General features: G+C 64.5%; 28 protein-coding genes. 14 read left to right on the forward strand and 14 right to left on the reverse strand.

All coding sequences use genetic code 11. The features are described 5' to 3' along the window. Nucleotides 1-41 precede the first annotated feature (41 nt). On the reverse strand, nt 42-773 hold the full coding sequence (locus AX729_RS23475) for a haloacid dehalogenase type II (protein WP_061026657.1): 732 nt from the start codon (nt 771-773) through the stop codon (nt 42-44). Beyond that, complete coding sequence (locus AX729_RS23480) at nt 770-1,135, reverse strand: winged helix-turn-helix transcriptional regulator (protein WP_061026702.1); 366 nt, start codon at nt 1,133-1,135, stop codon at nt 770-772. The genes AX729_RS23475 and AX729_RS23480 overlap by 4 nt, the downstream gene beginning before the upstream one ends. Nucleotides 1,136-1,295: 160 nt before the next feature. On the opposite strand from AX729_RS23480, the gene AX729_RS23485 reads away from it, so the two are divergent. Then, entirely contained in the window at nt 1,296-2,030 is a 735-nt protein-coding gene (locus AX729_RS23485) for an SDR family NAD(P)-dependent oxidoreductase (protein ID WP_061026703.1), read from the forward strand. Between the two features lie 75 nt (nt 2,031-2,105). Here the strand turns inward: AX729_RS23485 and AX729_RS23490 are convergent, their stop codons facing one another. Next, on the reverse strand, nt 2,106-2,990 hold the full coding sequence (locus AX729_RS23490; RefSeq protein WP_061026658.1) for an amidohydrolase family protein: 885 nt from the start codon (nt 2,988-2,990) through the stop codon (nt 2,106-2,108). A 303-nt stretch (nt 2,991-3,293) separates the two neighbouring features. On the opposite strand from AX729_RS23490, the gene ykgO reads away from it, so the two are divergent. The 3 genes from ykgO (at nt 3,294) to AX729_RS23505 (ending at nt 4,559) form a co-directional block, all read left to right on the forward strand. Next, the gene (gene ykgO / locus AX729_RS23495) at nt 3,294-3,419 is read left to right on the forward strand and encodes a type B 50S ribosomal protein L36 (RefSeq protein ID WP_006611362.1); all 126 of its coding nucleotides are present in this window, start codon (nt 3,294-3,296) and stop codon (nt 3,417-3,419) included. Nucleotides 3,420-3,540: 121 nt separating this feature from the next. Then, nucleotides 3,541-4,173: a tetratricopeptide repeat protein gene (locus AX729_RS23500; RefSeq protein ID WP_061026659.1), complete on the forward strand. Its 633-nt coding sequence runs from the start codon at nt 3,541-3,543 to the stop codon at nt 4,171-4,173. Nucleotides 4,174-4,298: 125 nt separating this feature from the next. Continuing rightward, nucleotides 4,299-4,559 (forward strand): hypothetical protein, encoded by a 261-nt coding sequence (locus tag AX729_RS23505; protein ID WP_061026660.1) that lies wholly within the window; start codon nt 4,299-4,301, stop codon nt 4,557-4,559. 7 nt (nt 4,560-4,566) lie between these two features. Here the strand turns inward: AX729_RS23505 and AX729_RS23510 are convergent, their stop codons facing one another. Then, on the reverse strand, nt 4,567-4,749 hold the full coding sequence (locus AX729_RS23510; RefSeq protein WP_028180446.1) for a hypothetical protein: 183 nt from the start codon (nt 4,747-4,749) through the stop codon (nt 4,567-4,569). A 325-nt stretch (nt 4,750-5,074) separates the two neighbouring features. On the opposite strand from AX729_RS23510, the gene AX729_RS23515 reads away from it, so the two are divergent. After that, nucleotides 5,075-6,031, forward strand: a complete 957-nt coding sequence (locus AX729_RS23515; protein WP_061026661.1) for an alpha/beta fold hydrolase — start codon at nt 5,075-5,077, stop codon at nt 6,029-6,031. Between the two features lie 118 nt (nt 6,032-6,149). Here AX729_RS23515 and cycA read toward each other — a convergent pair whose 3' ends face one another. Further along, nucleotides 6,150-6,545, reverse strand: a complete 396-nt coding sequence (cycA, locus tag AX729_RS23520; protein WP_061026662.1) for a cytochrome c-550 CycA — start codon at nt 6,543-6,545, stop codon at nt 6,150-6,152. A gap of 261 nt (nt 6,546-6,806) precedes the next feature. Here cycA and AX729_RS23525 point away from each other — a divergent pair, with 261 nt between their 5' ends. The 5 genes from AX729_RS23525 to AX729_RS23545 all read left to right on the forward strand — a co-directional run bounded on the left by AX729_RS23525 (nt 6,807) and on the right by AX729_RS23545 (nt 12,770). Then, the gene (locus AX729_RS23525; RefSeq protein ID WP_061026704.1) at nt 6,807-8,300 is read left to right on the forward strand and encodes an FAD-linked oxidase C-terminal domain-containing protein; all 1,494 of its coding nucleotides are present in this window, start codon (nt 6,807-6,809) and stop codon (nt 8,298-8,300) included. 52 nt (nt 8,301-8,352) lie between these two features. After that, nucleotides 8,353-9,588, forward strand: coding sequence for an FAD-binding protein (locus AX729_RS23530; protein WP_061026663.1), 1,236 nt, complete (start codon nt 8,353-8,355; stop codon nt 9,586-9,588). Then, complete coding sequence (glcF, locus tag AX729_RS23535; RefSeq protein WP_061026664.1) at nt 9,589-10,911, forward strand: glycolate oxidase subunit GlcF; 1,323 nt, start codon at nt 9,589-9,591, stop codon at nt 10,909-10,911. An 84-nt stretch (nt 10,912-10,995) separates the two neighbouring features. Then, a complete protein-coding gene (locus tag AX729_RS41230; protein WP_061026665.1) occupies nt 10,996-11,352 on the forward strand; it encodes a hypothetical protein in 357 nt (118 codons plus the stop codon). A 404-nt stretch (nt 11,353-11,756) separates the two neighbouring features. Further along, on the forward strand, nt 11,757-12,770 hold the full coding sequence (locus AX729_RS23545; protein ID WP_061026705.1) for a TorF family putative porin: 1,014 nt from the start codon (nt 11,757-11,759) through the stop codon (nt 12,768-12,770). Between the two features lie 208 nt (nt 12,771-12,978). Here AX729_RS23545 and AX729_RS23550 read toward each other — a convergent pair whose 3' ends face one another. Next, on the reverse strand, nt 12,979-14,739 hold the full coding sequence (locus AX729_RS23550) for an ABC transporter ATP-binding protein/permease (protein ID WP_061026666.1): 1,761 nt from the start codon (nt 14,737-14,739) through the stop codon (nt 12,979-12,981). Nucleotides 14,740-15,048: 309 nt separating this feature from the next. Here AX729_RS23550 and AX729_RS23555 point away from each other — a divergent pair, with 309 nt between their 5' ends. Together AX729_RS23555 and AX729_RS23560 are read left to right on the forward strand one after the other, a co-directional pair. Beyond that, the gene (locus AX729_RS23555; protein ID WP_061026667.1) at nt 15,049-16,713 is read left to right on the forward strand and encodes an L-lactate permease; all 1,665 of its coding nucleotides are present in this window, start codon (nt 15,049-15,051) and stop codon (nt 16,711-16,713) included. A gap of 137 nt (nt 16,714-16,850) precedes the next feature. Continuing rightward, nucleotides 16,851-17,249: an META domain-containing protein gene (locus AX729_RS23560; protein WP_061026668.1), complete on the forward strand. Its 399-nt coding sequence runs from the start codon at nt 16,851-16,853 to the stop codon at nt 17,247-17,249. 132 nt (nt 17,250-17,381) lie between these two features. Here the strand turns inward: AX729_RS23560 and AX729_RS23565 are convergent, their stop codons facing one another. From AX729_RS23565 to AX729_RS23575, 3 genes are all read right to left on the reverse strand, one after another. Then, the gene (locus AX729_RS23565) at nt 17,382-18,593 is read right to left on the reverse strand and encodes a hypothetical protein (RefSeq protein WP_061026669.1); all 1,212 of its coding nucleotides are present in this window, start codon (nt 18,591-18,593) and stop codon (nt 17,382-17,384) included. 143 nt (nt 18,594-18,736) lie between these two features. Next, nucleotides 18,737-20,368, reverse strand: a complete 1,632-nt coding sequence (gene groL, locus AX729_RS23570) for a chaperonin GroEL (RefSeq protein WP_061026670.1) — start codon at nt 20,366-20,368, stop codon at nt 18,737-18,739. A gap of 225 nt (nt 20,369-20,593) precedes the next feature. Beyond that, nucleotides 20,594-20,890, reverse strand: coding sequence for a co-chaperone GroES (locus AX729_RS23575; protein WP_008544107.1), 297 nt, complete (start codon nt 20,888-20,890; stop codon nt 20,594-20,596). Nucleotides 20,891-21,205: 315 nt separating this feature from the next. On the opposite strand from AX729_RS23575, the gene AX729_RS23580 reads away from it, so the two are divergent. Continuing rightward, a complete protein-coding gene (locus AX729_RS23580; RefSeq protein WP_061026671.1) occupies nt 21,206-21,727 on the forward strand; it encodes a hypothetical protein in 522 nt (173 codons plus the stop codon). 183 nt (nt 21,728-21,910) lie between these two features. On the opposite strand, the gene AX729_RS23585 is transcribed toward AX729_RS23580, so the two are convergent. Together AX729_RS23585 and AX729_RS39910 are read right to left on the reverse strand one after the other, a co-directional pair. Continuing rightward, a complete protein-coding gene (locus AX729_RS23585) occupies nt 21,911-22,696 on the reverse strand; it encodes a protein phosphatase CheZ (protein WP_061026672.1) in 786 nt (261 codons plus the stop codon). Between the two features lie 61 nt (nt 22,697-22,757). Beyond that, a complete protein-coding gene (locus AX729_RS39910) occupies nt 22,758-23,021 on the reverse strand; it encodes a hypothetical protein (protein WP_156457165.1) in 264 nt (87 codons plus the stop codon). Here AX729_RS39910 and AX729_RS23590 point away from each other — a divergent pair. Beyond that, nucleotides 23,014-23,814 (forward strand): L,D-transpeptidase, encoded by an 801-nt coding sequence (locus AX729_RS23590; RefSeq protein WP_061026673.1) that lies wholly within the window; start codon nt 23,014-23,016, stop codon nt 23,812-23,814. The genes AX729_RS39910 and AX729_RS23590 overlap by 8 nt on opposite strands. A 112-nt stretch (nt 23,815-23,926) precedes the next feature. Here AX729_RS23590 and AX729_RS23595 read toward each other — a convergent pair whose 3' ends face one another. The 3 genes from AX729_RS23595 to AX729_RS23605 form a co-directional block, all read right to left on the reverse strand. After that, entirely contained in the window at nt 23,927-24,739 is an 813-nt protein-coding gene (locus tag AX729_RS23595) for a DUF2076 domain-containing protein (RefSeq protein ID WP_061026706.1), read from the reverse strand. A gap of 126 nt (nt 24,740-24,865) precedes the next feature. Further along, complete coding sequence (locus tag AX729_RS23600; protein WP_061026674.1) at nt 24,866-25,711, reverse strand: ChbG/HpnK family deacetylase; 846 nt, start codon at nt 25,709-25,711, stop codon at nt 24,866-24,868. After that, nucleotides 25,708-26,754, reverse strand: coding sequence for a glycosyltransferase family 2 protein (locus AX729_RS23605; protein WP_061026675.1), 1,047 nt, complete (start codon nt 26,752-26,754; stop codon nt 25,708-25,710). The genes AX729_RS23600 and AX729_RS23605 overlap by 4 nt, the downstream gene beginning before the upstream one ends. Nucleotides 26,755-26,789: the final 35 nt, after the last annotated feature.

The raw sequence follows: 26,789 nt of genomic DNA on the forward strand, positions 1-26,789 counted from the left end.
TCCAGGCGGCTCATGACAAACTCATAGGCGGGCCGCGACGCCTAGGCGATCCCGGGCAGCTCCAAGAGCGCGCGGACACGATGATCCGGCGCAAAGCCGAGCTCGTCCATCTGGGTGCGGATCGCCTTGAACATGGTGAGCGGTGCCACGAGTTCGGTCTCGACGCAAGCCAGCGCCATGGCCTCGGGCGTGACGCGCTCGATCCAGGCAACGTTCAATCCGAACGATTTCGCACCAGCCACGTCCCAGGGATTGGAGGAGACGAACAGAACCTCATGCGGCGCGGTGCCGAGCACCTCGCCGATCAGCTCATAAGCTTCCGGGCTGGGCTTGAAGATCTTCTTCGCGTCCACGCTGATGGTGGCGTCGAGCAGGGTGTCGAGGCCGGAATTGCGCACCAGTGCGTTCAGCGTGTCCGGACTGCCGTTGGAGAGGATGGCAAGCTTTCGCGGTTTCAGTGCGGTGAGCGCTGCGGTCGCATCCGGATAGAGGTCGAGTTGCAGATATTTCGCAATGACGCGCTCGAACGCGTCGTTCTCGTAAGCGAGCCCGAGGATACGCAGCGTATAGGCGAGCGAGTCGTGGGTGATCGCGGCAAAGTCCTGGTAGCGTCGCATCAGCGAGCGCAGCCAGGTGTATTCGAGCTGCTTGATGCGCCAGACCTGCGTGATGATCTCGCCATAGCCCGGAAACGCATCCTCGGTGATCTCTGCGACCGACTGGATGTCGTAGAGTGTTCCGTAGGCATCGAAGACGACGGCGTTGATGGTCATCGGTTCGCTCCCTTTGTCGTCCAGCCCTCCCGCTCGGCGAAGACCCGGCTCACCTCCGCCATATGCTCCGTGCCCCAGGAGCAGAGCGGCACGAGGGCCTGGGCCAGGCTGCCCCCAAGAGGCGTGAGACCATAGTCCACGCGCGGCGGCACCTCCTTGTAGTCGGTCCGCTTGACCAGACCGTCGGCCTCCAACTCCTTCAGCTGCTGGATCAGCACCTTGTCGCTAACGTCGCGCACGGCGCGCCGCAGCTCGCCGTACCGGGTCGGGCCGTCCTGGGCGAGGAAGTACAGGATCAGCGGCTTCCACTTGCCGGAGACGACCCGCAGGGTCGCATCCAGGCCGCACGTGAAGCCGGGCAGGTTCGGCGTGCAACGCTGGACGTCTGCTTGAGCCTGCGCCGGTGGGAAAATTGAGGCTGAACGATCTGAAGACATTTTTCGGGTACTTACCAAAAGGTGCATACTTGTCGATAGGTGGGTACACCGCCAGCTCAGTGCAACCTCAATGAAGGAGCACATCATGAGCAGACTAAAAGGCAAGACGGCGGTGGTGACCGGCGGTGGAACCGGCATCGGGCTCGGAGCCGCCAAGCGGTTCGTCGATGAAGGCGCGTTCGTCTACATCTTCGGGCGGCGGCAAGAGCCGCTCGACGCTGCCCTCGCGCAGCTGGGGTCCTCGGCGCGCGCGGTCAGGGGCTCGGTCACCGATCTGTCCGATCTCGACCGACTATACGCGACAGTGAAAGCCGAACGCGGCAGCCTCGACGTGCTGTTCGCCAATGCCGGGACCGGGGCGTTTGCGCAGCTCGGCGAGATCACGGTTGAGCACTACGATCAGATCTTCGACGTCAATGTAAAAGGGCTGGTGTTCACGGTGCAGAAAGCCCTGCCGCTGATGCGGAAGGGATCGTCGATCATCCTGACCGGTTCGAGCACGGGCGTGATGGGAACGCCGCAGTTCAGCATCTACAGTGCGACCAAGGCCGCGATCCGCAATCTGGCGCGGAGCTGGGCGCTGGACCTGCGCGGCACTGGCATTCGCGTCAACGTGCTGTCGCCCGGGCCGACCAAGACGGAGCTTGCGCTGGAGGTCGTGGGCGAGGAGGCTTTTGACGCGCTCGGGAGCACGACGCCCATCGGGCGCGTCGGCGATCCGAGTGAGACCGGCGCGGTGGCCGCGTTCCTGGCGTCCTCGGACAGCAGCTACATGACGGGCGGCGAGGTCTTCGTCGATGGCGGCCTCGCGCAGGTCTGAGGCCACGAGCATGCGAGCCTGAGGGCTTCGATCGCGAAATCGAAGCCCTCAATGCTCTGCCAAATGAGTGAGCGCCTAGATCCCCAGCAGCTTCCTTGCGTTCGCCTTCAGCACCTTCGGCCGGATTTCGTCGCGGATGTCGATCTTGGCGAAATCCGACAGCCAGCGGTCCGGCGTGATCACCGGCCAGTCCGAGCCGAACAGCATCTTGTCCTGCAGGATCGAGTTGATGTAGCGCACCAGGATCGGCGGGAAGTATTTCGGCGACCAGCCGGAGAGGTCGATATAGACGTTCGGCTTGTGGGTCGCGACCGACAGCGCCTCCTCCTGCCAGGGGAAGGAGGGGTGGGCGAGGATGATCTTGAGGTCGGGGAAATCCGCCGCGACGTCGTCCATGTACATCGGGTTGGAATATTTCAGCCGCATGCCCATGCCGCCGGGCATGCCGGAGCCGACGCCGGTCTGGCCGGTATGAAACAGCGCGATCGCGCCGCCATTGTTGATCTCTTCGTAGAGCGGATAGGCCATGCGGTCGTTGGCGTAGAAGCCCTGCATGGTCGGGTGGAATTTGAAGCCGCGCACGCCGTATTCCTCGATCAGCTTGCGCGCCTCGCGCGCGCCGAGCTTGCCCTTGTGCGGGTCGATCGAGACGAAGGGGATGAGGACGTCGAGATGCTCGGAGGCCACTTCCAGCATCTCGTAATTGTTGTAGCGGCGGAAGCCGGTCTCGCGCTCGGCGTCGACCGGGAAGATCACGGCGGCGATGTTCTTGGAGCGGTAATAGGCCGCAGTCTCCGGCACGGTCGGCGGATGCTTGTTCGGCGACTTGAAGTACTCGGCCATCTGCGCCTGGAAATCATCGTAACCGTCGTCGGGATGGCAACCGCACGGCTCCTCGGCATGGGTGTGGATGTCGATGGCGACGACATCGTCGATAGCAGGCAGCTTCAGCTTCGGCATTGGTTTCCTCCCGACCGGTTGCCAAATTGATTATAGGATATAACGAATTTGGCAAGGCATTGCCGCAGGTTGCGATTGGGCAAATCAGGCCGATCCGGGCGGTTATGCTGTGTACGGGTTGTTTTCCGGAATTTGCTGGCCCGGAACGGGGCAGTTAACATTGACATCACCTCCTGCCATGCCTTAAGAACCGCCCCGTCCCGGGCGGTCGGTCCGCCAGCGGGAAAGATCTCATTTTGCCACATTCGCGCGTGCCGAAACGGTAGTGCCGAACACGGCCTTTCGAACGTTCAGGATTCCGCCATGAAGGTCCGTAACTCGCTGAAATCGCTGCGCGGTCGCCATCGCGCCAACCGCTTGGTCCGCCGCAAGGGCCGGGTCTATGTGATCAACAAGGTGCAGCGCCGCTTCAAGGCGCGGCAGGGCTGATCTGGCAGAGGGCTGATCTCGCCCGGCCGGACGCCTTCGCGCGCTCCGCAAGACCACGCTCACACGAGTTTGACGCCGCCTTTGCTTTGCAAGGGCGGCTTTGCGTGTTTAGACTTTCACCATGGCAGTGAGATTCCCTCGTCCGCGTACCCTGTGCCTAGCCCTCGTGCTGGGCACCGCCGGTCTGGCTCCAGCCTTGGCGCAGCAGGTTGAACCGCCCGGCAAGCAGAAGAAGCTTCCCGAAGCGCCGGCCAAGCTGCCCAAGGTCGATCGCGGCAAGAATCTCGATTTCCTGTTCGGCGCGCTGAAGGCGGCCCCCGATGAGGCCAGCGCCAAGCATGTCGAGGCGCGGATATGGGCGATCTGGCTCCAGACCCCGAGCGACACCGCGGCGCTTCTGATGTCACGCGCCAAGACCGCGGTTGATGCGAAGAAGATCGAGGTCGCGATCAAGCTGCTGGATTCCGTCATCAAGCTCAGGCCCGATTACATCGAGGCCTGGAACCGGCGCGCGACGCTCTATTACATGCAGAACGACTATGGCCGCTCTCTCGCGGATATCCAGCAAGTGCTGATCCGCGAGCCGCGCCATTTCGGCGCGCTCGCCGGTCTCGGCATGATCATGCAGGAGGTCGGCGACGAGAAGCGCGCGCTCGACGCCTATCGCAAGGCGCTCGCCGTCAATCCGCACCTCGAAAAGATACCCGATCAGGTCAAGGCGCTGACCGAGAAGGTCGAGGGTCGCGACATCTAGCGGATAAATTGATCATTTCCCGAGTGATCGGAGCCTGCGCCGATTAACCACATTCGCATGCGCCGCGTCGGAAGGACTATGGCCGGCGCCGCCGCAGGCCTACCTGCATGGCAGGAGCGAAAGCCATGAAGCGTTTGATGGTCGCAGCCGTCGTGCTGCTCGGGTCCGGGACGGCGAGCTTCGCCGACGGACTGTTCTGGGTGGTCGGTAACCGCGCCACCGGCAAATGCACCATCGTGACCAGCAATCCGGTCATCATCGGCGACATCTGGTTCGGCGACGGTCCCTACAAATCCCGGGCCGATGCCAAGCTTGCCCGCTCGACGATCCGCGTCTGTCCCCCAGTCACGCCCGAGGAGGAAAAGGAGGAGGACGGTACGAACTAGCCTGTTCTCAATGCAGGACGCTGCTGCCGCGCTCGACGAGGCCGCGGTCGGCGGCTGCGGCATAGGCCTTTGCAAGCTCGGTCTCGAGATGCTCGTTGATCAGGAGCAGCGCCCGCACGGCACCGCGCAGGTCGCCGTTGCAGCTCGCAACGATTTCGTCGATCGCAGTGTCGTTCGATCTGAAGCTCATCGAAATTCTCCGGTTCAAACCAGGACAAATCCTGCCGGTCTCCACATCGCCTGAGTTTGCGAGGAGGATCGGCGCCCACCCGCGCCTAGATGGCGGAACCGACCATGGCGATTATATGGAAGCCGTGATGACGGCCGCATGAAGCTGTTCCGGGGCGTGTGTGCGCGCCAGAATATCATTGATTTCATTGAGTTTTTCCGGTCGTCAATTATGCACATATCCACAGCCCCGGGTTTTCCAGTGGAAGCGTGTCGAGCAGACGGCGAAACTGCCGCCCATACAGAACCGTAACTGCCCTGTGCCCAGGAACATCCGGATTCCCTCCATGATCGTGATGTCAGTCGTGACGGCGCTGGTTCTGCTGGCGCTGGTCACGCAGGCGGGGATCGTCGCCGTGCAACGCACCTATCCGCCGCAGGGCCGCATGATCGAGGTCGACGGCGCGAGGCTTCATGTCGTCGATATCGGCCCACGCGATTCGGGCCTGCCGATCGTGATGCTGCACGGCGCGAGCTCCAATCTCGAAGCGATGCGGCGGCCGCTCGGCGACATCCTCGCCGGCGATCGGCGCGTGATCCTGATCGACCGCCCCGGCCACGGCTGGAGCACGCGCGGGCGGCGCCAGGACTCGACGCCGCAAATCCAGGCGCGGATGATCGACGAGGCGCTTCACAAGCTCGGGATCGATCGCGCGGTCTTCGTGGTGCATTCCTGGAGCGGCGCCCTCGGCGCGCGGATCGCGCTCGATCATTCGCACCGCGTTGCCGGTCTCGTGATGCTCGCGCCCGTCACTCATCCCTGGCGCGGCGGTGTCGGCCGCTACAACGAGATCATAGCAACGCCCGTGATCGGTCCGCTGCTCGCCTACACGATCACGCTGCCGCTCGGCTACGCCCTCGCTGAATCCGGCGCGCGCAACGTCTTCCTGCCGCAAACCATGCCGGACGGCTTCGTCAAGGACTCCGCGACGCCGCTGCTGCTGCGTCCGCGCGAGTTCATCGCCAACGCCCATGATCTGGTGACGCTGAAGGAAGCGGTGGCCGCGCAAGTCGCGCGCTATGGAGAGATATCGGTGCCGGTGACGATCATCGCCGGAGAGCCCGACAAGACCGTGAAGACCGACATCCACGCACGCCCCTTTGCCGCGACCGTGCGGAATGCGAAGCTGATCGTGCTGCCCGACCTCGGCCACATGGTGCAGAATGCGGTGCCGGATCTCGTGAAGGCGGAGATCGAGACGATGATCGGGAGGATCGTCCCGGCGCGGGCGGCCGCAGATTAGAGCGTATTCGAGCGAAGTGGATGCCGGTTCGCGTGAAGAGAAGAGTCACGACAAAACTGCTACAGCTTCGGTTCTGGCTCAACCGGAACCGAAGCCGTAGCGGCCGCCTCTTGGGCGCTTATTGCTTGATCTTCCCGTCCTTGTCGTATTGGGCGAGGAAGGCCCAGAGATTGTTGATCTCTGTCTCGTTCTTGATGCCGGCGAACGCCATCTTGGTGCCGGGGATCTTGGCCTTGGGGTCCTTGATATATTCCTTGAACGTGGCCTCGTCCCAGGTGATGCCGGAGTTCTTGTTCGCGTCCGAATAATTGTAGCCCTCAGCGGTGCCTGACTTGCGGCCGTTGAGGCCGTTGAGCTCGGGGCCGACCTTGTTCTTGGCGCCTTCGCCGATCGCGTGGCAGGCCAGGCATTTGTTGAACGATGTCTTGCCGGCCGCGACATCCTGCGCCATCGCGGCGGGTGCGGTGGCAATCACGGTGAGGATCGTCAGTGCGCCAAAAGTCAGTTTTGTCATCGGGTGCTCTTCGTCTCTTCCCTGGTGGGTCTGATCGGTCTTTTGCCTGCTCGACAATCGCCGGCCCGCCGCTTTTGGCAGGCCTGCTCGGCTTGGACAAGCCACCAAACCATGACAGGTTTCACGATTTCCTACTTGTCCCAGAGCGAACTCGCGGAACATCTTCGATCCGACTTTCGGATGGCCTACCCAAACACGTGCGGACGTGGTTGATTTGCCGCGACAAATTTGATCGTGGGCTACGAGCCGGAAGGATATGTCATGGCCATCATGATGCCTGCGAGTGACCAGGTGGTGCTCGCGCGCCGCGCGGAGATCATTGCTGCGTTGCGTGCAATCGTGCCTGGCGAGGGCGTGATCGACAGTGCAGCCGAGATGCGGGCCTACGAATCCGACGGGCTGACGGCCTACCGACAGCCGCCGATGGTCGTGGTGCTGCCGGATACGACCGAGCAGGTCTCGCTCGTCCTGAGATATTGTGCAGAGCAGGGCATCAAGGTGGTGCCGCGCGGCTCCGGTACCTCGCTGTCCGGCGGCGCGTTGCCGCTCGAAGACGGCGTGCTGCTGGGGCTCGGCAAGTTCAAGCGCATCCGCGAGATCGATTTCGACAACCGCGTCGTCGTCACCGAGCCCGGCGTCACCAATCTGGCGATCAGCCAGGCGGTCGCGCATGCCGGCTTCTATTACGCGCCCGATCCGTCCTCGCAGATCGCCTGCTCGATCGGCGGCAACGTCGCGGAGAATTCCGGCGGCGTCCATTGCCTCAAATACGGCATGACCACCAACAACGTGCTGGGCTGCGAGATCGTGCTGATGAGCGGCGAGATCCTGCGTATCGGCGGCAAGTCGGCGGAGACCGCCGGTTACGATCTGATGGGCGTCATCACCGGTTCCGAAGGCCTGCTCGGCGTCATCACCGAGATTACGGTGCGCATCCTGCAAAAGCCGGAGACGGCACGCGCGCTCATGGTCGGCTTTGCCGAGGTCGAGGCGGCCGGCGAATGCGTGGCGCGCATCATCGGCGCCGGCATCATTCCCGGCGGCATGGAGATGATGGACAAGCCGGCGATCCACGCCGCCGAGGCTTTCGTCCATGCCGGCTATCCGCTCGACGTCGAGGCGCTGCTGATCATCGAGCTCGACGGTCCCAAGATCGAGGTCGACGAGCTGATCACGCGCGTCGAGACCATCGCCAATGCCTGCGGCTCGACCACCTGCCAGATTTCGACCTCGGAGACCGAGCGCAACCTGTTCTGGGCCGGCCGCAAGGCCGCATTTCCGGCCGTGGGCCGCATCTCGCCCGACTATCTCTGCATGGACGGCACGATCCCGCGCGGCGCGCTGCCGAAGGCGCTCGCCCGCATCCGCGAGCTCTCGGAAAAATACCAGCTCGGCTGCGCCAACGTGTTCCACGCCGGCGACGGAAATCTGCATCCGCTGATCCTCTACGATGCCAACAAGCCCGGCGAGATCGAGCGGGCCGAGGCCTTCGGCGCCGACATCCTGCGGGCCTGCGTCGAGTTCGGCGGCGTGCTCACCGGCGAGCACGGCGTCGGCATCGAGAAGCGCGATCTCATGCCCGAGATGTTTTCCGAGATCGACCTCAACCAGCAGCAACGCCTGAAATGCGCCTTCGATGCGCAGGGCCTGCTGAATCCCGGAAAGGTGTTCCCGACATTGCACCGCTGCGCCGAGCTCGGCCGCATGCATGTCCATGCCGGCAAGCTCGCATTCCCGGATTTGCCGCGGTTCTAGCTCCGCCACGAACGAATTGCTTTCCCTTGTAAACTTCGATACCGGCTCAGTCGTGGATACGCTCAAGGTCAGAGACGCCAAAGACGTCGAAGAGGTGGTGCGCGCGGCGATTGCCAATGAGCAGCCGCTCGAGATCATCGGTCATGGCAGCAAGCGCGGCATCGGGCACACGATGGCGACCAATGCGGTGCTCGACGTCTCCGCGCTGAATGCCGTCACCTCCTACGAGCCGAACGAACTGATCGTCACGCTTCAGGCCGGCGCACCGCTCGCCGACGTGCTGTCGCTGATCGATGCCAAGAACCAGCAATTCGCCTTCGAGCCGATGAACACCGCCCCGCTGCTCGGCACCCCCGCGCTCGGCACCATCGGCGGCATGATCGCGGCCGGCCTGGCGGGTCCGCGGCGCATCAGGGCCGGCGGGGCGCGCGATCACCTCCTCGGGGCGCACGCCGTTTCCGGTTTCGGCGACAGCTTCAAGACCGGCGGCAAGGTCGTGAAAAACGTTACTGGCTACGACCTCTGCAAGCTTCTCGCCGGATCCTGGGGGACGCTCTCGGTGATGACCGAGGTCACGCTGAAGGTGATGCCGAAGCCGGAAGCCGAGCGGACGCTGCTGCTGCGCGGGCTCGACGAAGCCGCGGCCAACAAGGCGATGACCGCGGCGCTCGGCTCGCCCTTCGACGTCTCCGGCGCGGCGCATCTGCCCAAGTCGGCATTCCGGGCCAAGGCCGACGGACTCGGTGAAATCGCCGGCGGGGGTGAGGCGCTGACCGTGCTGCGGCTTGAGGGCATCACGGCTTCCGCCGCTCATCGCGCCGGCTCGCTGCGGGAATTGCTTGCGCCGTTCGGAACCGCGACGCTGGTCGAGGATGCCGCCTCCGCGGCGCTGTGGGCCACGATCCGCGACGTGCTGCCGTTCGCGGCCAGTGGCGCGCTCGGCGCCTGGCCGGTCTGGCGGATCGTCTGCCCGCCGGCTTCAGGCGCGGCACTCGGGACCCAACTGGCGCGCGAGACCGGGGGCGAGGTGATCTACGACTGGGGCGGCGGATTGATCTGGGCGGCCCTGCCGCCGGGGCCGGACGCGCATGCGCCGGCCGTGCGCCAGCGCAGCGAGGCATTCGGTGGGCACGCCACGCTGATCCGGGCGGCCGAGGACGTCAGGCGCGATGTCGATGTATTCCATCCGCAAGCGCCGGGCGTGGCTGCGCTGAGCGAGCGGGTGCGCGTCAGCTTCGATCCGAAGGCCATTCTCAACCGGGGACGCCTGAGGCGGGGCGCTTGCTGAATGAAGACCGAATTCTCACTGGCGCAGCTCGCCGACCCCGATATCGCCGAGGCCGACAAGATCCTGCGGGCCTGCGTCCATTGCGGCTTCTGCACGGCGACCTGTCCGACCTATGTGCTGCTCGGCGACGAGCTCGATAGCCCGCGCGGCCGCATCTACCTGATCAAGGAGATGCTGGAGAAGGACCAGGCGCCGACGGCCGAGGTGGTCAAGCATATCGACCGCTGCCTGTCGTGCCTTGCCTGCATGACGACCTGCCCCTCGGGGGTGAACTACATGCACCTCGTCGACCAGGCCCGGGTCCGGATCGAGCAGCGTTATCAGCGGCCGCTGGCCGAGCGCATGCTGCGCCAGGTGCTGGCCTTCGTCCTGCCGGACCCCCAGCGCTTTCGCATCAGCATGTGGCTGGCGCGGCTGGCCCGTCCGCTGAGCGTCCTGCTGCCGACACCGCGGCCTTCGGCGACGCCCGGATTGATCCAGCGGATCAAGGCGATGCTGGCGCTGGCCCCGAACCGGCTGCCGCCGGCAGGGCCTGCCTCGGGCAGTGTATTCGCAGCGCTCGGCAAGAAGCGCGGACGTGTTGCGCTGCTGCAGGGCTGCGCCCAGCAGGTGCTGGCGCCGCGCATCAACCAGGCTGCCATCAGTCTCCTGACCCGCCACGGCATCGAGGTTGTCCTGGTCCGGGACGAGCAGTGCTGTGGCGCGCTGACCCATCACCTCGGCAACGACCAGGATGCGCTGGCGCGTGCTCGCGCCAACGTCGCGGCGTGGCGGAAGGAAGCGGCGGGCGAAGGGCTCGACGCCATCCTGGTGACGACGTCGGGCTGCGGCACCGTGATCAAGGATTACGGCTATCTCCTGCGCGAGGACACCGCGTTCGCGGCCGATGCGGCGAAGGTGTCGGCGCTCGCCAAGGACATCACCGAATACGTCGCCGGCCTCGGTCTCGCGACGGCTCCGAGACAGGACAACATCGTCGTCGCCTATCACTCAGCGTGTTCGTTGCAGCACGGGCAGAAAATCACGGCCCTTCCGAAAGAATTGCTTTCCAAGAATGGATTCGTGGTGAAAGATGTGCCCGAGAGCCATTTGTGTTGCGGTTCGGCGGGCACCTACAACATTCTCCAGCCCGAGCTTGCGGGCCGGTTGCGCGATCGCAAGGTCGCCAACATCGCCAGCGTCAAGCCGGACATGATTGCCGCGGGCAATATCGGCTGCATGGTGCAGATTGCCAGTGGCACGTCAGTCCCGGTCGTACACACGATTGAGCTTCTCGATTGGGCTACGGGCGGGTCGCGGCCGACATTGAACGCGCAAGTTTGAGCTTTCAAAGGCTGAGCTTTCGTCCGGAGGTGACGGCAGAACGACGCCCGATCGACCATTGTTCGGCACAACAGGAGGACCACGATGGCGAAAGCGAAGAAGAAGAAAAGCAAGAAGGCCAAAAAGGCGAAGAAGGCCGTAGCAGCGAAGAAGACCGCAAAGAAGGCAGCCAGGAAATCCGCGAAGAGGCCTGCCAAGAAGGCGACGAAGAAAGCCGCAAAGAAATCTGGCAAGAAGGCCGCGGCAAAGTCGGCCAAGAAGGCCGCCCCAAAGAAAGCCGCCAAGAAAGCCGCCAGGAAAGCGGCACCGAAGAAGGCGAAGGCAGCACCTGCTCCGAAGCCGTCAGCACCGATGGAGGCTCCGGCTCCCGAGCCTGCCGAGACAAGCTGGGCGATGCCTTCGTCTTCTGCGGAATCGGCGCCGGCCGAGGGACAGGGATAGGGACCCGGCCTCCCCCATCTGCTCTTGGATGGATATGGAAACAGAAGGGCCGCGGCACTGGAGGCTGCGGCCTTTTCGCATCATCGCAGGCGCGTTTGGTCGCCGCCATTCCCGGCGCCAGTCTGATTCGTAGCCTGGGTGTCACGCTGCCCGGCGATCCCCGGACTTTCACGGGACTCCTGCGCACTTTGGAATGCAAATAATGTGATCAAGAAGCAACACAGGCCGACAACCTTTCGTGGAATCGTCAAAACGCCTAAAAAGTCGGCAGATGCCCGCGCTTTTTGCTTCACGGTTCGCGCCCCCCGATCCAGATTGTCGCAGTAACGCGATTTTGCAGACACATCGTTTGCCCCGGGGGGCTTCCGGGATCCGACTGGTAAGAATTGGTGATGGGGATCGAAATGAAAAAAGTGGCTTTGTTGGCAACGGCGCTGGCAATGGTGACGACGGGTTCGGCTTTCGCGGCAGACTTGCGGGTGAAGGCGCTGAAGGCCCCGCCGCCGCCGGCCTTCGATCCCTGGGACATCGCCTTCGGCGGTGGGATCATGAGCGATTACATCTTCCGCGGTATCACCCAGTCGAACCACAAGCCGTCGGTCACGGCCTATTTCGAGCCGCGCTACAACGTCACCAAGGACCTCCAGCTCTACGTCGGTACGTCCGCCTCGAGCATCTCGTTCCCGAACCGCGCCGCGGCCGAAGTCGACATCTATGGCGGTATCCGCCCGACCTTCGGTGCGTTCGCCTTCGACATCGGCGTCTGGGGTTACCTGTATCCGGGTGGGACCTGCTACTACGGTGCGCCCGGTATCGACTTTGCCGGCAACTTCCAAGGCGCCGATTGCGCCGAGAAGGCCTTGGTGAACACCAATGTCATCAAGAAGGACCTGAGCTTCTTCGAAGTCTATGGCAAATTCACCTACACGGTGAACGAGAACTGGTCGTTCGGCATCAACGAATACTACACCCCGAGCTACCTGAACTCGGGCGCGTGGGGCAACTACACCTCGATCGTGGGCAAGTACATCGCGCCCAGCACCGTGTTCGGCTCGAGCGGCGTCGGCATGTACGTGTCGGGTGAGTTCGGCCGTCAGTGGCTCGGCACCTCCGACAGTTTCTACGGCGTGGCGGCTTTCCCGAACGGCATCAAGTATGCCGATTACAACACCTGGAATATCGGCGTCGGCTTCACCTACAAGGTGATGACGCTGGATCTGCGCTACTCCGACACGGACCTGTCGAAGGGCGACTGTAACGCCTTCACCAGCGATTTCTCGGCGCGTGGCAACATCACCGCTTCGAGCGGCACCTTCGTGACGCCCATCAACCCGACGGGCGTCGGCTCCAACTGGTGCGGCGCGGCCGGTATCGCCAAGCTGTCGTTCGACCTGACAGCGATGACCAACCTGAAGTAAGTTTCTTCCCGAAACGACTTAGCTGGGGCGGCAGGGCAACCTGCCGCCCTTTTGCTTTTGAGGGAGCCACTTGCGTTGACGGCCGCTCCAGATGCCCGTCATGGCCGGGCCTGTCCTGGCCTGTCCCGACCATCCACGCAGCCGCCCCACGGAACGTGGATGCCCGGGACAGGCCCGGGCGTGACGATGTGACTGCCTGAGCGCCGACTCAGCTCGCCGCACTCGGCTCCTTCTCGGCCAGCGCGCCGCCGCCGAGGACGTGGATCGCACCATCCTTCACCAAGGCCACCTTACGCGTGTGGAAGGCATCCAGCGTCGAGCGGTGGCCGATCGAGACGATGGTGGCCTGCGGCAGCTTCTCCGTCAGCAGCCGATAGAGCCGGGCCTCCGACGGCTCGTCCAGCGACGCCGTCGCCTCGTCCAGGAACAGATAGTCCGGCACATGCAGCAGCGCGCGCGCAAGCCCCAGGCGCTGCTGCTCGCCGAGCGACAGCATCCGGTTCCAGTGGCCGTCCTCCTCCAGCCGCTCGGCAAGGTCGGGCAGCCCGACGGCGATCAGCGCGTCGCGGACTTGCGCGGGGTCGAACGCGCCGGGCGCTGCCGGATAGACCACGGCGTCGTGCAAGATGCCGACCGGAAAATAGGGCCGCTGCGGCAGCATCATCAGCTTTGCCTTCTCCGGGACGAAGATCGAGCCGGTCCCGAACGGCCAGATCCCGGCAATGGCCCGGAACAGTGTCGACTTGCCGGAGCCGGACGGTCCGGTCACCAGCACCCGCTCCGGCGCCCGGATGGCGAAGGCGTCGGCGGCGACCAGCGGCGTGCCGTTGGGCAGGTTCACGCAGAGCTGCTCGAGCTCGATATTGCGGCTGCCGCCGGCGGCCTTGAGCGCGATCGCCGGTTCGTGGGCCGGCAGGTTCGCGGCTGATTCGACCGACATCTCGAAGCCGTCGAGCCGCGCAACGATCGAGCGCCACTCCGCCAGCGACCGGTAGGCCGTGACGAAGAACGACAGCGCGCCCTGTACGCTGGAGAAAGCGGATGCGGTCTGCATCATGTCGCCGAGCTGGATCTTCTTGGCGAAGAAGGCCGGCGCCACCAGCACGTAGGGAAAGATCACCGCTGCCTGCTGGTAGCTGGCCGTGAACGCGGTGAGGCGTTTGGTCCGGCTCATGATGGCGTACCAGTTGGCGATCACGAAGCCGAAGCGATCGAGCAGGCGGGCGCGTTCGGCGCCTTCGCCCTTGAGCAGCGCGATCTGCTCGGAATTCTCGCGGACGCGGACGAGGTTGAAGCGGAAGTCGGCCTCATAGCGTTGCTGCTCGAAATTGAGGTTGACCAGCGGTGCGCCGATCCAGTGCGTCAGCGCTGTGCCGAAGATCGCGTAGATCAGCGCGCCCCAGCACAGATAGCCGGGGATCATGACATCGGTGCCGAACAGGCGCAGCGGCGCGGCGTTGGAAAGGCCCCAAAGGATGATCACGAAGGAGAACAGCGTCACGATCGATGAGAGCAGGCCGAGCCCGATGGTCAGGGTCTGCTCGACGAAATTCTTGACGTCCTCTGTGATGCGCTGGTCCGGGTTGTCGGCCGCATCGCCCTTGAGCTGCATGCGGTAATGCGTGGCGCTCTGGAGCCATTCGCCGAGATAGTGCCGGGTGAGCCATTGCCGCCAGCGAATCTGGAGCCACTGGTTCAGGTAAAGCTTGTAGACGGCCAGCGCGATATAGGTGGACGCAAGCGCGACGAAGATCCAGATCTCCCTGACGAAGTTGTCCCAGTCGCTGTTCTGGAGCGCGCTGTAGAACCGGTTCTGCCACTGGTTCACCAGCACGTCGATCGCGACCAGTGTCAGCTCCATGGCGACCACGGCGGCGAGCAGGCCGCGGCCCGCCCATTTGTCCTCGGATCGGAAGTAGGGGGCGGCGATTCGCCAGACGATCGCGAGCGTGGCGCTGATGTTCTTCACAGAGCAGGGTCTCCTCGGGGAATGTGCGCAACGGTCCAGAGCCAAATCGCTGAAGCAATGGCGGAAACGGGCGCGCCTAGACTAAAGTCGAAAGTTCTGCAATTTGCGTTGGATTGTCGCAGTCTGCAACCTTAGCATGGGCGCGACGGCGCGGGGCGGGGTGCTTCCGGGTTTCGCGCGCTTGTGAGCGAAGGGGAACCGCCCGCATCGCGGGGTAGCCCCGTCCAATCGGGGGTGTCGCTTTCAGCGTCAAGCAGGACCGGCTCTCCACGCGGGCCGCCTGCGGCAACATGCGTGGGGAGGAAGACCATGTGGAATCAAATCTATGATCCGCTGAACAGCCCGGTGCTGTCGACCATCGCGGCGGCGGTGCCCGTCGTCACGCTGCTGGTCCTGATTGCGAGCGGCCGGGTCCAGGCGCATATCGCGGCCATCATCGCCGTGATTGTGGCCAACCTGATCACGATCTTCGTCTTCACCATGCCGGCGAACATGTCGATCCGGGCCTCGGTGCTGGGCATCGTCACCGGCTTCTTCCCCATCGGCTGGATCGTCCTCAACGTCATCTTCCTCTACCAGGTGACGGTGTCGACCGGGCGCTTCGAACTCCTCAAACGCGCGATCGGTGGCGTCACCGAGGACCGGCGGCTGCAATTGCTGCTGATCGCATTCTCCTTCGGTGCCTTCTTCGAGGGCGCCTCGGGCTTCGGCACGCCGGTCGCGATCACGGGTGCAGTGCTGATCGGCCTCGGCTTCTCGCCGCTTGCGGCAAGCGGCCTGTCGCTGATCGCCAACACCGCGCCGGTCGCCTATGGCGCGCTGGGCACGCCGATCCAGGGTCTTGCCTCGGTTACCGGGTTCGATCCCTACATCCTGGGCGCGATGGTCGGACGGCAGCTGCCGTTCTTCTCGCTGATCGTGCCGTTCTGGGTGATATGGGCTTTTGCCGGATGGAAAGGCATGAAGGACGTCTGGCCGGCGATCCTGGTCACCGGCGTATCCTTCGCGATCCCGCAATTCGTGATCTCGAACTACATCAATCCCTGGATCGTCGACATCGGCGCGTCGCTGATCTCGATGGGTGCGCTGATCCTGTTCCTGAAGGTGTGGCAGCCGAAGCAGCTCTGGCTGTCCCCGGCGCTACGCGGCAATGATGAATCGGCCTCCACCATGGCCGCGGCAAGACCGCTCGACAAGACGCCGCTCACGCAGAGCGAGCTGTTCAGCGCGCTGCTGCCTTGGATCATCGTCTGCATCGTGATGCTGATCTGGGGCAACGGTGGCTTCAAGACCTGGGCGAACTCGATCTTCACCTGGAACTATCCGGTGCCCGAACTGCACCAGATGATCAACAAGATGCCGCCGGTCGCGCCAGCGCCGACGAAAGAGAGCGCGGTGTTCGGCTTCACCTACCTCTCCTTCACCGGCACGGGCATGCTGATCGCCGCGATCATCTCCGGCCTCCTGATGGGCGTCGGTCCCGGACAACTCGTGACCCAGTATGGCCGCACCATCCGGCTGTGCGCGATCTCGCTGATCACGATCTCGGCGATGCTCGCGATCGGCACGCTGACGCGGCTCTCCGGTGTCGACGCGACGCTCGGCCTCGCCTTCGCGGCCACCGGCGTGCTCTATCCCTTCTTCGGCACACTGCTCGGCTGGCTCGGTGTTGCGCTGACGGGGTCGGATACGTCGTCGAACATCCTGTTCGGCAACCTTCAGAAGATCACGTCCGAGCAGCTCGGCCTGTCGCCGATCCTGATGGCTGCGGCGAACTCGTCCGGCGGCGTGATGGGCAAGATGATCGACGCGCAGTCGATCGTGGTCGCCTCCACCGCCACCAACTGGTACGGCCACGAGGGCACCATCCTGCGCTTCGTGTTCTGGCATTCGATCGTGCTGGCGTGTCTCGTCGGTGTGCTCGTGACGTTGCAGGCCTATGTCTGGCCATTCACGGCGATGGTTCTGAAGTAGCGGTCAGCGCCTCGCTTCGACGCAACCCCCCGCGAGGTCTGCCCCGCGGGGATTTTTGCGCCGCGGCCGGGCGAACCTTCTCAACGGCGCAGCCGTCTTATAGAAGGTGCCGCAGGTCAGGTCGGTCGAGAGGTCTCATGGTTTTGCTCAGTCGGTTGGCGTATGCGGCACTTGCAATGCTCGCGATGTCCTCGCTCGCTCGCGCCGAGGAGGGGTTCCCCTTCGGCACCGAGATGACGCTGGAAGCGCTGCCGCAGCCTGGCTCGAAGCGAATTCCGAACATCGAGATCGGCGACCATGGCGAGGTCGTGCTGGAGCTCTGGTGCAAGGGCGGCAAGGGCCAGTTCTCCGTTGCCGGCAACACCGTGATCTTCGTTCCCGGGCAGATCCAGGATCGCAACTGCCCGCCGGCGAGAGCGCAGGCCGATGACGAACTCGTCGCGGCGCTCGGCAGCGTCGAGACCTGGAAGCGCCAAGGCGATGTGCTCACGCTCGTCGGTCCCAAGCCGCTGCGCTTTCGCACGACGGGGAATTAGCGTCTCGCTGGCTGTCGTACTCCGGCTTGACCGGGGTACCCAGTACGCCGTGACCCATCGATTCAACTACTGCCGTCTCGGAGTACTGGATCGCCCGGTCGAGCCGGGCGATGACACCGACCTGGGGCTATCTCACTTCCACTCCGATTTGTCGGCGTCCCAGCGCTGCCCCTTGAGCTCCTTGGCGAGCGCCTCGATCGAGCCGTTGTCGTCGGGCAGATCGCCTTCTTCGTCCAGGCTCGCGTCTTCTGACAGATTGAGCTTTGGACCGCTGCTCTCGTCGGCGGTCGTGGTCGCGGGGCTGCCGATCCACAGCATGAGCTTGTCGGTCGTGCCGGGCTTGTCCGGCGAGACGAGCCCTGCGACCTCGACCGTGTCGGTGAGCTCGAGCGCCGGAAAATCCTGGTTGGGGCGCTTGAACACGAGCTTGAGCTTGCCGGTCGCCGGGTTGAAGCTCTGCGAGACCGGCTTGGCGGCGAGCGTCCTGCTCAGCACGCTCGCCACCTTGGTCGCAAGCTTGCCCTTGTCGATCTTGTCGCCCTCGCGCCAGTCCGCCGCGGGGAAGCGGATGGTGCGGTCCATCTCGGTCATGCCAGCGGTCCAGCCTGCGGCCGTGACGCCGGGCATCGCCTTGAATTTCGACAGCAGCGCGCCGGCGCGCTCGGGATCGACCGACATGTTGATGGTCTGCTCCCCCGCGCGCAGCGCATCGCAGCCGACGGTGAGGCTGGTCAGCGTCACCTCGATCTCCTGGCCCTTCAGGCTCTTCAGGAAGTCGGTTGCAGTGTCGAGCTTGACCTTGACCGCGATCGCTTCCGGCGAGACGTCGGTGAAATCCTTCGGCTGCGGCGTGATGCCGTCGTCGGAAGTCTGGTTGTCCAGAAATTCCCTTTCGCTGAGATCCGAATTGTCGGAGGAGGTGACCTCCGTCACCGCCTGGCCGACCGCGATCTGGCCGCGGAATTCGAACGCGTCGCCGGACTGTTTGCGCAGCAGCTTGACGCTGACCGGCGACTTCTCAATGATGCTCTGCGTCGTCCCCGTCAGAGTCTGGCCGGCGACCTGGAGATTGACCACGAAGCGGTCCTTGCGGTCGGAATTCTTCGCGACCGGATAGCAGACGTCGAGCACCGCCGCGGTGACCGTCTTGCCCTGGCGCGTCTCCTTCAGGATCACGTCGGCATTGCCGTCCATCAGCCCGTCGAGCGAGGTGAAATAGCGCGTCTCGGTTCCGCCCGGCGCCGCGGCTTTCGGCGACAGCTTCATCTGGGCGGGCGCGGGGTGCGGCGAAACGGCGAGCAGGGCCGCCAACACGGCTGTCGAACAAACCAGAAGCGCACGCATTGATGGGAACCTCGCGCAATCGAATCGGCGCGCCACCGTAGTGGGTTTTGCCCGCTGGTTGAATCGGAAAGCGAAAGAGCAGGGTGGGCAAAAAAGAAGGCCGCCCGGAGGCGGCCTTCGCAAAACTGTCGTGATTAGGAGGCTTAGAAGCCGCCCATGCCGCCGCCGGCCGGCATGGCGGGCGGGGCTTCCTTCTTCGGCGTCTCGGCGACCATGGCCTCGGTGGTCACCAGCAGGCCGGCCACGGAGGAGGCGTCCTGGAGCGCGGTGCGCACCACCTTGGCGGGATCGATGATGCCCTTCTCGACCATGTCGACATAGTCCTCGGTCTGGGCGTCGAAGCCGAAGGTCTCGGACTTGTTCTCGAGGATCTTGCCGACGACGATCGAACCCTCCACGCCCGCGTTCTCGGAGATCTGGCGGATCGGGGCTTCCAGCGCCTTCAGCACGATGTTGATGCCGGCCTGGACGTCGTCATTGGCGTTGGTGAGACGGCCGACCGCCTTCTTGGCGCGGAGCAGCGCGACGCCGCCGCCGGGGACGATGCCTTCCTGCACCGCGGCGCGGGTGGCGTTGAGCGCGTCCTCGACGCGATCCTTCTTCTCCTTGACCTCGATCTCGGTGGCGCCGCCGACGCGGATCACCGCGACGCCGCCGGCGAGCTTGGCGAGGCGCTCCTGGAGCTTCTCACGGTCGTAGTCCGAGGTGGTCTCCTCGATCTGGGCCTTGATCTGGCCGACGCGGGCCTCGATGTCGGGCTTCTTGCCGGCGCCCTTGACGATCGTGGTGTTCTCCTTGTCGATCACCACCTTGCCCGCGCGTCCAAGCATCTTCACCGTGACGTTCTCCAGCTTGATGCCGAGCTCCTCGGAGATGAGCTGGCCGCCGGTCAGGATCGCGATGTCCTCCAGCATGGCCTTGCGGCGATCGCCGAAGCCCGGCGCCTTCACGGCGGCGACCTTGAGGCCGCCACGCAGGCGGTTGACGACCAGGGTGGCCAGCGCCTCGCCCTCGACGTCCTCGGCGATGATGACGAGCGGCTTGCCCGACTGCACCACGGCTTCCAGCACCGGCAGCATGGCCTGCAGGCCCGAGAGCTTCTTCTCGTGCAGGAGGATGTAGGCGTCCTCGAGCTCGGCGGTCATCTTCTCGGCGTTGGTGACGAAGTAAGGGCTGAGATAGCCGCGGTCGAACTTCATACCCTCGACGATGTCGACCTCGGTTTCGAGGGACTTGTTCTCCTCGACGGTGATGACGCCCTCGTTGCCGACCTTCTGCATCGCCTGGGCGATCATCTTGCCGATGGCGGCGTCGCCGTTGGCCGAGATGGTGCCGACCTGGGCGACCTCGGAGGAGGCGGCGACCGGCTTGGCGCGCTTCTCGATGTCCTTGATCACGGCGGCGACCGCGATGTCGATGCCGCGCTTGAGGTCCATCGGGTTCATGCCGGCGGCCACCGCCTTGGCGCCTTCGCGCACGATGGCCTGGGCCAGCACGGTCGCTGTGGTGGTGCCGTCACCGGCGAGGTCGTTGGTCTTGGAAGCGACCTCGCGCACCATCTGGGCGCCCATGTTCTCGAACTTGTCCTCGAGCTCGATCTCCTTGGCGACGGTGACGCCGTCCTTGGTGATGCGGGGCGCGCCGAACGACTTCTCGATGACGACGTTGCGGCCCTTCGGGCCGAGCGTCACCTTGACGGCGTTGGCGAGAATGTCGACGCCGCGCAGCATGCGATCGCGCGCGTCTCCGGAAAACTTGACGTCTTTGGCAGCCATGTCTGCAATCCCTCGTGTTTCGTGATGTGTCGGCCGCTTTTTCTTCGTCATTGCCGGGCTCGACCCGCCTGCGCGGCCGAAGCCGCTTCGGCGTGGCGTAGGCCCGGCAATCCATCATCTTGCGACAATGCGATGGATGCCCGGGTCATCTAGCGCGAAGACGCGCTTCGCGCTTTTGCCCGGGCACGACAGCGACCCATTCAGCGGCTGTTCAGGCGGATGGCCTTAGGCCAGCACGCCCATGATGTCCGACTCCTTCATGATCAGGAGCTCTTCGTTGTCGATCTTGACCTCGGTGCCCGACCACTTGCCGAACAGCACGCGGTCGCCGACCTTGAGGTCGATCGGAATCAGCTTGCCGGTCTCGTCGCGGCCGCCCGGGCCGACGGCGACGATCTCGCCCTGGGAGGGCTTTTCCTTGGCGGTGTCGGGAATGATGATGCCGCCCTTGGTCTTTTCCTCGGCGTCGATACGTTTGACCACGACACGGTCATGCAGCGGACGAAATTTGGATTTAGCCATGACGTTTCCCTTTGGAGGCTCGCTTCGGAAGTAGTGGAAGTCGGTGGGGCGGCGCTTCCGTCCACCCCCTCCTCGAGGACTGAACGGCGCGCTTAGCAATCGGGCTTTCCGAGTGCTAATAGTGGGCCCGGAAATATGGCTTGGCCGCGATCCTGTCAAGCAAAGGTGGTTAAGCGATTGTTGAGGCGGATATAGGATGGTGGGATTGGAAACTCGTTCGGGGCGCCGGCGTATACAACGACGTCATTGCTCCGGCAGCGGTTTTGCGCTTGGCTGCGGGAGGGGTGCGGCCATGGTTTTGTTCGGGGGAATGCCATGATCAGTTCGGCTCACGCGCGCACGGTTGCCAATCTGGCAGCCGCCTCTTGTCTGGCGCTGTTGCTGGGCGCCTGCGGCGGCGGCATGAGCCTGCCGTCCTTCTCGTCGTCCTCGCCGCCGCCCGAAGCCGAGCCCGGTACAGCTCCGGAAATGCCCGCCACCATCCGCGCCGACGAGATCGTCGGCCGCTGGGGTCTCGCCTCGTTCCAGAACCCGGCCGACCGCGCCCGCACCGAGAAGATGGCGCGTGAGCAATGCAGGAATCCCTATGTGATCACTGCTGGTTCCTCCGGCGGCGTGATCATGCATCTCGCCGACCAGGCGACGCCCCAGGAGCTGCGGCTGAAAGGCTCGCCGAGCGGCAAGAACTACATCGGACCCGCCGGCCCCACTCCGGGCGAGCAGGACCGCGAGATCATCTCCTTCGACGGCCGCGTCCTGATCACCCGTTTCATCGACAAGGACGCAGCCAACCGCTACGGCAACATGGTCTACGTCCGCTGCGCGCCCCGGGCGTGAGTTTCTCTCCGTCGTCATGCCCCGCGAAGGCGGGGCATCCAGTACGCCGCGGCCCTTCGATTCAATCACTGCCGTCTCTGGAATACTGGATCGTCCGCCTTCGCGGACGATGACAGCGAGGACGAGGACAACAAAAAACGCCGGCTTTCGCCGGCGTTTTGTTTTTCTCCGTGTCCCGTCCGCTCAGTCGAACAACGCGTCGATGTCGTCCTGCGAAGCATGGCCGACCTCGCCGGCGAGCTTCGGGCCGTTGAGGAGCTTCTCGTCCTCGCTGCGGTTGTCGACCTGCGCGGGCACATGGGCCTTGATCGCGTCGACGCCGCCCCAGATGTCCATCATCGCATTGATGTGCTGCTCGATGAACTTCATGGTGGTCATGACCTTGCTGATGCGCTGGCCAGTGAGGTCCTGGAAGTTGCAGGCTTCGAAGATCGAGATGACGCGTTCCTGGATGTCGTCGGCGAGCCGCTTCTGCTGATCGGCCGAGTCCACCTTGGACATTGCGCTGGCGGCCTGGTCGATCGATTCCGCGGCTTCGAGAATTTGCTGGGTCGCCTGCTCGGTGCCGCCGACCACCGCGCCGAGCTCGCCATTGACCTTGGCCATCTCGCCGCCGTCGAAGCTCTTGCCGTGCAGCGTCGCGATCTCGCGCTTGGTGCGATCGATGGCGTCGTGGATGAGGTCGAGCTCGACCTTCAGCTTCTCGCACTGCTCGATCTGCGCCCGGTAGGTTTCGAGCATGGTACGCGCTTCGGCAAGCTCGTGCGCCGTCGAGGCGTCGATCGCCGCCATGGCGGCGCTTCCGGACAGCGGAGCCGCGGCGACGCCCTTCGCCATCTGTGCGCGGATCGCGCGCAGCTCGGCCATGATCTCGCTGTGCATCGGGGGTACCTCTTCAGCCACGTCTAGTGTGGGCATCTCGCCACCGACGATATCTTCGACACGAAAACGCTTGCGGTGAACAGCCATCAGGATACTCCCCCCACCTCACTCACGCGTCTTTGTAGACAGAAGCGATTTAACACGAGGTTCACAACCGGAACTGAAGGGGCGGCTGCGCGCGACGCTGCGCAAAGAAGCGGTTAACCATGGAGGCGCGGCGTTCATCGAAAATAAACGCTGATCGCCAAATTGCGCCGCCACTCGCGACGTGGTGAATCCAAAAGCCCGTTTCGTTTACCAAACAAAACGGCTTTTGCTTTTTATTGACCACGTCGCCGGCGCCGTCCAGCCGGGCACCTTCCAACGGCGCGTGCGATCCAGACGAAACAGTACAGAGTACGTCGATGTTCAAGAAAATGTCCGTCGCGCTGCTCGGCAGCGCTTGCACCTTCATTGCCGGCGCGAACGGCGCCAGCGCCTTCGACAACAGCGTGCCGAACGATCCGCCGGCGGTGCTTTATGCGCCGCAGGTGCCGCCGGCACCGGTGCGCGTCGCCTCCAATGCGAACATGGGTGGCGGATTCATCGAGTTCCTGTTCGGCGATGGTCCGGGTCGAGGTCCGGCTTACGCGCCGCAGCAGCCGGTGTATCAGCAGCAGCCGGCTTACTACGACCAGCGTCGCCTGCCGCCGATGGGCGAGCCGCAGATGCAAGGTGCAGCTCTTCAGCAGGAGGCGGTGGACCCGCGGCAGCGTCCGCTCGATCCGAAATTCGAGAAACAACTCGTTGACTATAACGGCAATGAAAGTCCCGGCACGATCGTGGTCGATACGCCGAACAAGTTCCTCTACCTCGTCGAGGGCAATGGCAGGGCGATGCGCTACGGCATCGGCGTCGGCCGTCCCGGCTTCACCTGGTCCGGCGTGAAGTCGATCACCGCCAAGCGGGAATGGCCGGACTGGACGCCGCCGAAGGAAATGCTCGCGCGCCGTCCCGATCTGCCCCGGCACATGGAAGGCGGTCCGGAAAATCCTCTCGGCGCCCGCGCGATGTATCTCGGCTCGACTCTCTATCGCATTCACGGCTCCAACGAGCCCTGGACCATCGGCACCAACGTCTCATCCGGTTGCATCCGCATGCGCAACGAGGACGTCATCGACCTCTACGGCCGCGTCAATGTCGGCACCAAAGTCGTGGTGATGTGATCGCGCCACCTTCTCCCACAAGGGGAGAAGGGAAGATACCTGCGCGATAGCTGAAAATATAAACGGCCGCCCTGTAGGCGGCCGCTTTGCTTGGGGCGTTACACAGCAGCCCTTACGCGTAATCGCTGCCGCCGTCGTCTCCGTCGCCGAAATCGCTGTCGTCGGCCATGTCCATGTTGTCGTCGTGATCGTCGTAGTTCTGATCGTTGTTGTTCCGGTCGTCATTCGACGCCTGGTCGAAGAAGCCCTGGCGGGAATCGCGGTTCGATCCGATGTCGTTGACGCCGGCCTCGCGCGCGAGCGATCCGCCCGACTGGTCGCCGCCGCCCCAGGGGCTGCGGTCGCCCGCGGCGTTGGTGTCGCCAAAAGCCTGCTGATGCGATCCACCCATCATGCCGCGGATGCTGGAGAGCAGCAGCGAGCCGCCGACGACGCCGGCCGCCGCCGCCGCCGCCGTGCCCAGAAACGAGCCGCCGCCACCGCCGACCGGCGGCGCGCCAAAGCCTTGGCCGGGAGCTTGGCCCGGACCTTGGCCGTAAGCCGGCGGCTGGCCATAACCCGGCTGACCCTGTTGCATCGCCTGACCGCTATTCCAGGTGGGGCGCGAATCGCGCGGAGGCACATTCGGAACCGAGCCCCGCGACGGGCCTCCGCCGAACAGCGTATCGCGCATCGAATCCAGGAAGCCGCCGGACTGGGCCGGCTCGGGCGCATGACCCGCTTCCAGTTCCTGGATCCGGGCATGGGCGCGCTTCAGCGCTTCGTCCTGCAGCAGCACGGTCTGCGTCAGCGCATAGACGGCGCCGGGCGCCTTGCGCAGGCCGTCGGAGATCGCGGCGATCGCATCGGGATCGCGCGGTGCATTTTCCAGCTTTGAAAGCCGGTCGAAAAGGTCGTCGACGAGCTGGCGTTCCTGCGGCGTCATGATCTGTCTCCTTCGCGCAAAATCAAGCGCGCAGCAGATGTAGGGTTCCATTGTGGCCCCAACAGTGCCGGCCGGATTAAATTTCCGTATGCGACAAGCTGCCTCCAGGCCCGCTCTTCCCCGGTTTCATCCCAGCGTCACGTTGCTGTCCGTCAGCAAACGCGCAAAGGCGTCGCCGGCGAGATACGCATGCTCGCGCTCGCGCACGTCGGTCATCGGGTCGAGGCCGGCGAGCACGTCATCGACGAAGCCGGGGTGGCACATCACGAGGCCGCCGTCCGGCAGGCCGTCCAGGAACTGCCGCATCAGCGCGCCGAAATCGGCGGCGCGTGAAAAATCATAGGCGCCGGCGAAGCCGGGGTTGAAGCTGAGGCCGGCACCGCGGGCGCGGCGGCGGAATTGCGCGCTGAGACTATCGAGCACCAGCGCCTTTGGTGAGGCCAGCCGCTGCCGGAGCGGCAGATCGCGACCGCCCTGACGCACCCAGGCGTTCGGCGCAGTCTCAACGACCGCATCGACGAAGCCGTCGCGCACCTGCGGGTAGAGCTGCACATGCTGGTGGCCGTCGACGAAGTCAGGAGTGCGCCCGAACGCGTCCGCAAACGCCGCCAGCTGCGCCTTGACCTCATTGCGGAAGAACTCACGGTCGAGCCGTCGCAAGACGCCCGCGCGCAGCAGCTTCGGAAAGGCCATGAACATGTCGCCGTCGAGCGGCCTGAAATGCATGGTGAGCGGCCGGAACGGCGCCGACAGCGTCACGTGCAATCCGATCGTGCAGCGCGGGCTCGTCCTGGCTGCGGACTGAAGCGCCTCGATCTCGCTGCGCGCGATCGCCGGGCCCACCATCATCACCGAGGTGGCGTTGAGGCGGCCGCGCTCGATCAGGTCGCGGATGGCGCGGTTGACGCCCGGGCTGATGCCGTAATCGTCGGCGCAGAGCCAGATCCGCCGCGGCCTTGCCGCCGCGCTCATTCGGCCGCCGTCCTCTTGGAGACGTCGTCGGCCTTGTCGGTCTCGAAATGCTTTTCGCTGTGCTCGGCGACGAAGTAGATCGGGCGCGCCTTCAGCTCGGACAGGATCTTGCCGATATATTCGCCGACGATGCCGATCATGATCAGTTGCACGCCGCCGATGGTCATCAGCCCGATCACGAGCGAGGGATAGCCGGGCACCTGCTTGCCGGTCGTGAACACCTCCCAGAGGATCGAAAGGCCGAACAGGAAGGCGCCTCCGGCGAGAATGACGCCGAGCAGGCTGGCGAAGCGCAGCGGTGCCACCGAAAACGAGGTCAGGCCTTCGATCGAGAGGCCGAGCAGGCTTGCGGCGTTGAACGTGGTGACGCCATGGACGCGCGCCGCAGGCTCGTAGTCGACGCGGATCTGGCGGAAGCCGATCCAGCTGGCGAGGCCCTTGAAGAAGCGGTTGCGCTCCGGCAACTGCCTGAGTGCGGCGACCGCGCGCGGGGAGAGCAGGCGGAAGTCGCCGGCGTCCTCGGGAATCTTCTGGCGCGCGCCCCAATTGATCAGCGCGTAGAAGCCGTGCACCGCGACCCGCCGCAGGAAGGGCTCGTTGTCGCGATGCGCCTTGGCGGTGTAGACGACGTCATATCCGTCCTCGATCCAGTGCCGCACCAGCTGTTCGATGAGTGCCGGCGGGTGCTGGCCGTCGCCGTCCATGAACATGACGGCGCCGAGCCGGGCATGGTCGAGGCCCGCCATCAGCGCGGCCTCCTTGCCGAAATTGCGCGACAGCGACACCACCTGGACGTCGACGGCGTCGGCCGGCAGCGCCCGCGCGATCGACAGCGTCGCATCCTTGCTGCCGTCGTCGACATAGACGACCTCGCAAGACAGCCGATAGCGTTGCCGCAGCGTCTTCGCGAGATCGCAGATGCGCTGATGCAGGGCAGCGAGCCCCGCCGCCTCGTTGTAGACGGGGACGACAATCGACAGTCCCTTCGCGGCGGCGCTGGCCGCCGTGGTCGTCATGCCGGAAACGTCAGAGCCCAGCGTCATCGATCAAGGTTCCAGAGGTGTTAGGTCTTCTCAAC

The organism is Bradyrhizobium sp. CCH5-F6, assembly GCF_001556045.1.
Classification (GTDB): domain Bacteria; phylum Pseudomonadota; class Alphaproteobacteria; order Rhizobiales; family Xanthobacteraceae; genus Bradyrhizobium.

What these genes read in the sequence shown, in the direction of transcription:
- AX729_RS23475 (WP_061026657.1), bottom strand. Translation starts at nt 773, where the DNA reads ATGACCATCAACGCCGTCGTCTTCGATGCCTACGGAACACTCTACGAC.
- AX729_RS23485 (WP_061026703.1), top strand. Translation starts at nt 1,296, where the DNA reads ATGAGCAGACTAAAAGGCAAGACGGCGGTGGTGACCGGCGGTGGAACC.
- AX729_RS23490 (WP_061026658.1), bottom strand. Translation starts at nt 2,990, where the DNA reads ATGCCGAAGCTGAAGCTGCCTGCTATCGACGATGTCGTCGCCATCGAC.
- ykgO (WP_006611362.1), top strand. Translation starts at nt 3,294, where the DNA reads ATGAAGGTCCGTAACTCGCTGAAATCGCTGCGCGGTCGCCATCGCGCC.
- AX729_RS23500 (WP_061026659.1), top strand. Translation starts at nt 3,541, where the DNA reads ATGGCAGTGAGATTCCCTCGTCCGCGTACCCTGTGCCTAGCCCTCGTG.
- AX729_RS23505 (WP_061026660.1), top strand. Translation starts at nt 4,299, where the DNA reads ATGAAGCGTTTGATGGTCGCAGCCGTCGTGCTGCTCGGGTCCGGGACG.
- AX729_RS23510 (WP_028180446.1), bottom strand. Translation starts at nt 4,749, where the DNA reads ATGAGCTTCAGATCGAACGACACTGCGATCGACGAAATCGTTGCGAGC.
- AX729_RS23515 (WP_061026661.1), top strand. Translation starts at nt 5,075, where the DNA reads ATGATCGTGATGTCAGTCGTGACGGCGCTGGTTCTGCTGGCGCTGGTC.
- cycA (WP_061026662.1), bottom strand. Translation starts at nt 6,545, where the DNA reads ATGACAAAACTGACTTTTGGCGCACTGACGATCCTCACCGTGATTGCC.
- AX729_RS23525 (WP_061026704.1), top strand. Translation starts at nt 6,807, where the DNA reads ATGGCCATCATGATGCCTGCGAGTGACCAGGTGGTGCTCGCGCGCCGC.
- glcF (WP_061026664.1), top strand. Translation starts at nt 9,589, where the DNA reads ATGAAGACCGAATTCTCACTGGCGCAGCTCGCCGACCCCGATATCGCC.
- AX729_RS41230 (WP_061026665.1), top strand. Translation starts at nt 10,996, where the DNA reads ATGGCGAAAGCGAAGAAGAAGAAAAGCAAGAAGGCCAAAAAGGCGAAG.
- AX729_RS23545 (WP_061026705.1), top strand. Translation starts at nt 11,757, where the DNA reads ATGAAAAAAGTGGCTTTGTTGGCAACGGCGCTGGCAATGGTGACGACG.
- AX729_RS23555 (WP_061026667.1), top strand. Translation starts at nt 15,049, where the DNA reads ATGTGGAATCAAATCTATGATCCGCTGAACAGCCCGGTGCTGTCGACC.
- AX729_RS23560 (WP_061026668.1), top strand. Translation starts at nt 16,851, where the DNA reads ATGGTTTTGCTCAGTCGGTTGGCGTATGCGGCACTTGCAATGCTCGCG.
- AX729_RS23565 (WP_061026669.1), bottom strand. Translation starts at nt 18,593, where the DNA reads ATGCGTGCGCTTCTGGTTTGTTCGACAGCCGTGTTGGCGGCCCTGCTC.
- groL (WP_061026670.1), bottom strand. Translation starts at nt 20,368, where the DNA reads ATGGCTGCCAAAGACGTCAAGTTTTCCGGAGACGCGCGCGATCGCATG.
- AX729_RS23575 (WP_008544107.1), bottom strand. Translation starts at nt 20,890, where the DNA reads ATGGCTAAATCCAAATTTCGTCCGCTGCATGACCGTGTCGTGGTCAAA.
- AX729_RS23580 (WP_061026671.1), top strand. Translation starts at nt 21,206, where the DNA reads ATGATCAGTTCGGCTCACGCGCGCACGGTTGCCAATCTGGCAGCCGCC.
- AX729_RS23585 (WP_061026672.1), bottom strand. Translation starts at nt 22,696, where the DNA reads ATGGCTGTTCACCGCAAGCGTTTTCGTGTCGAAGATATCGTCGGTGGC.
- AX729_RS23590 (WP_061026673.1), top strand. Translation starts at nt 23,014, where the DNA reads ATGTTCAAGAAAATGTCCGTCGCGCTGCTCGGCAGCGCTTGCACCTTC.
- AX729_RS23595 (WP_061026706.1), bottom strand. Translation starts at nt 24,739, where the DNA reads ATGACGCCGCAGGAACGCCAGCTCGTCGACGACCTTTTCGACCGGCTT.
- AX729_RS23600 (WP_061026674.1), bottom strand. Translation starts at nt 25,711, where the DNA reads ATGAGCGCGGCGGCAAGGCCGCGGCGGATCTGGCTCTGCGCCGACGAT.
- AX729_RS23605 (WP_061026675.1), bottom strand. Translation starts at nt 26,754, where the DNA reads ATGACGCTGGGCTCTGACGTTTCCGGCATGACGACCACGGCGGCCAGC.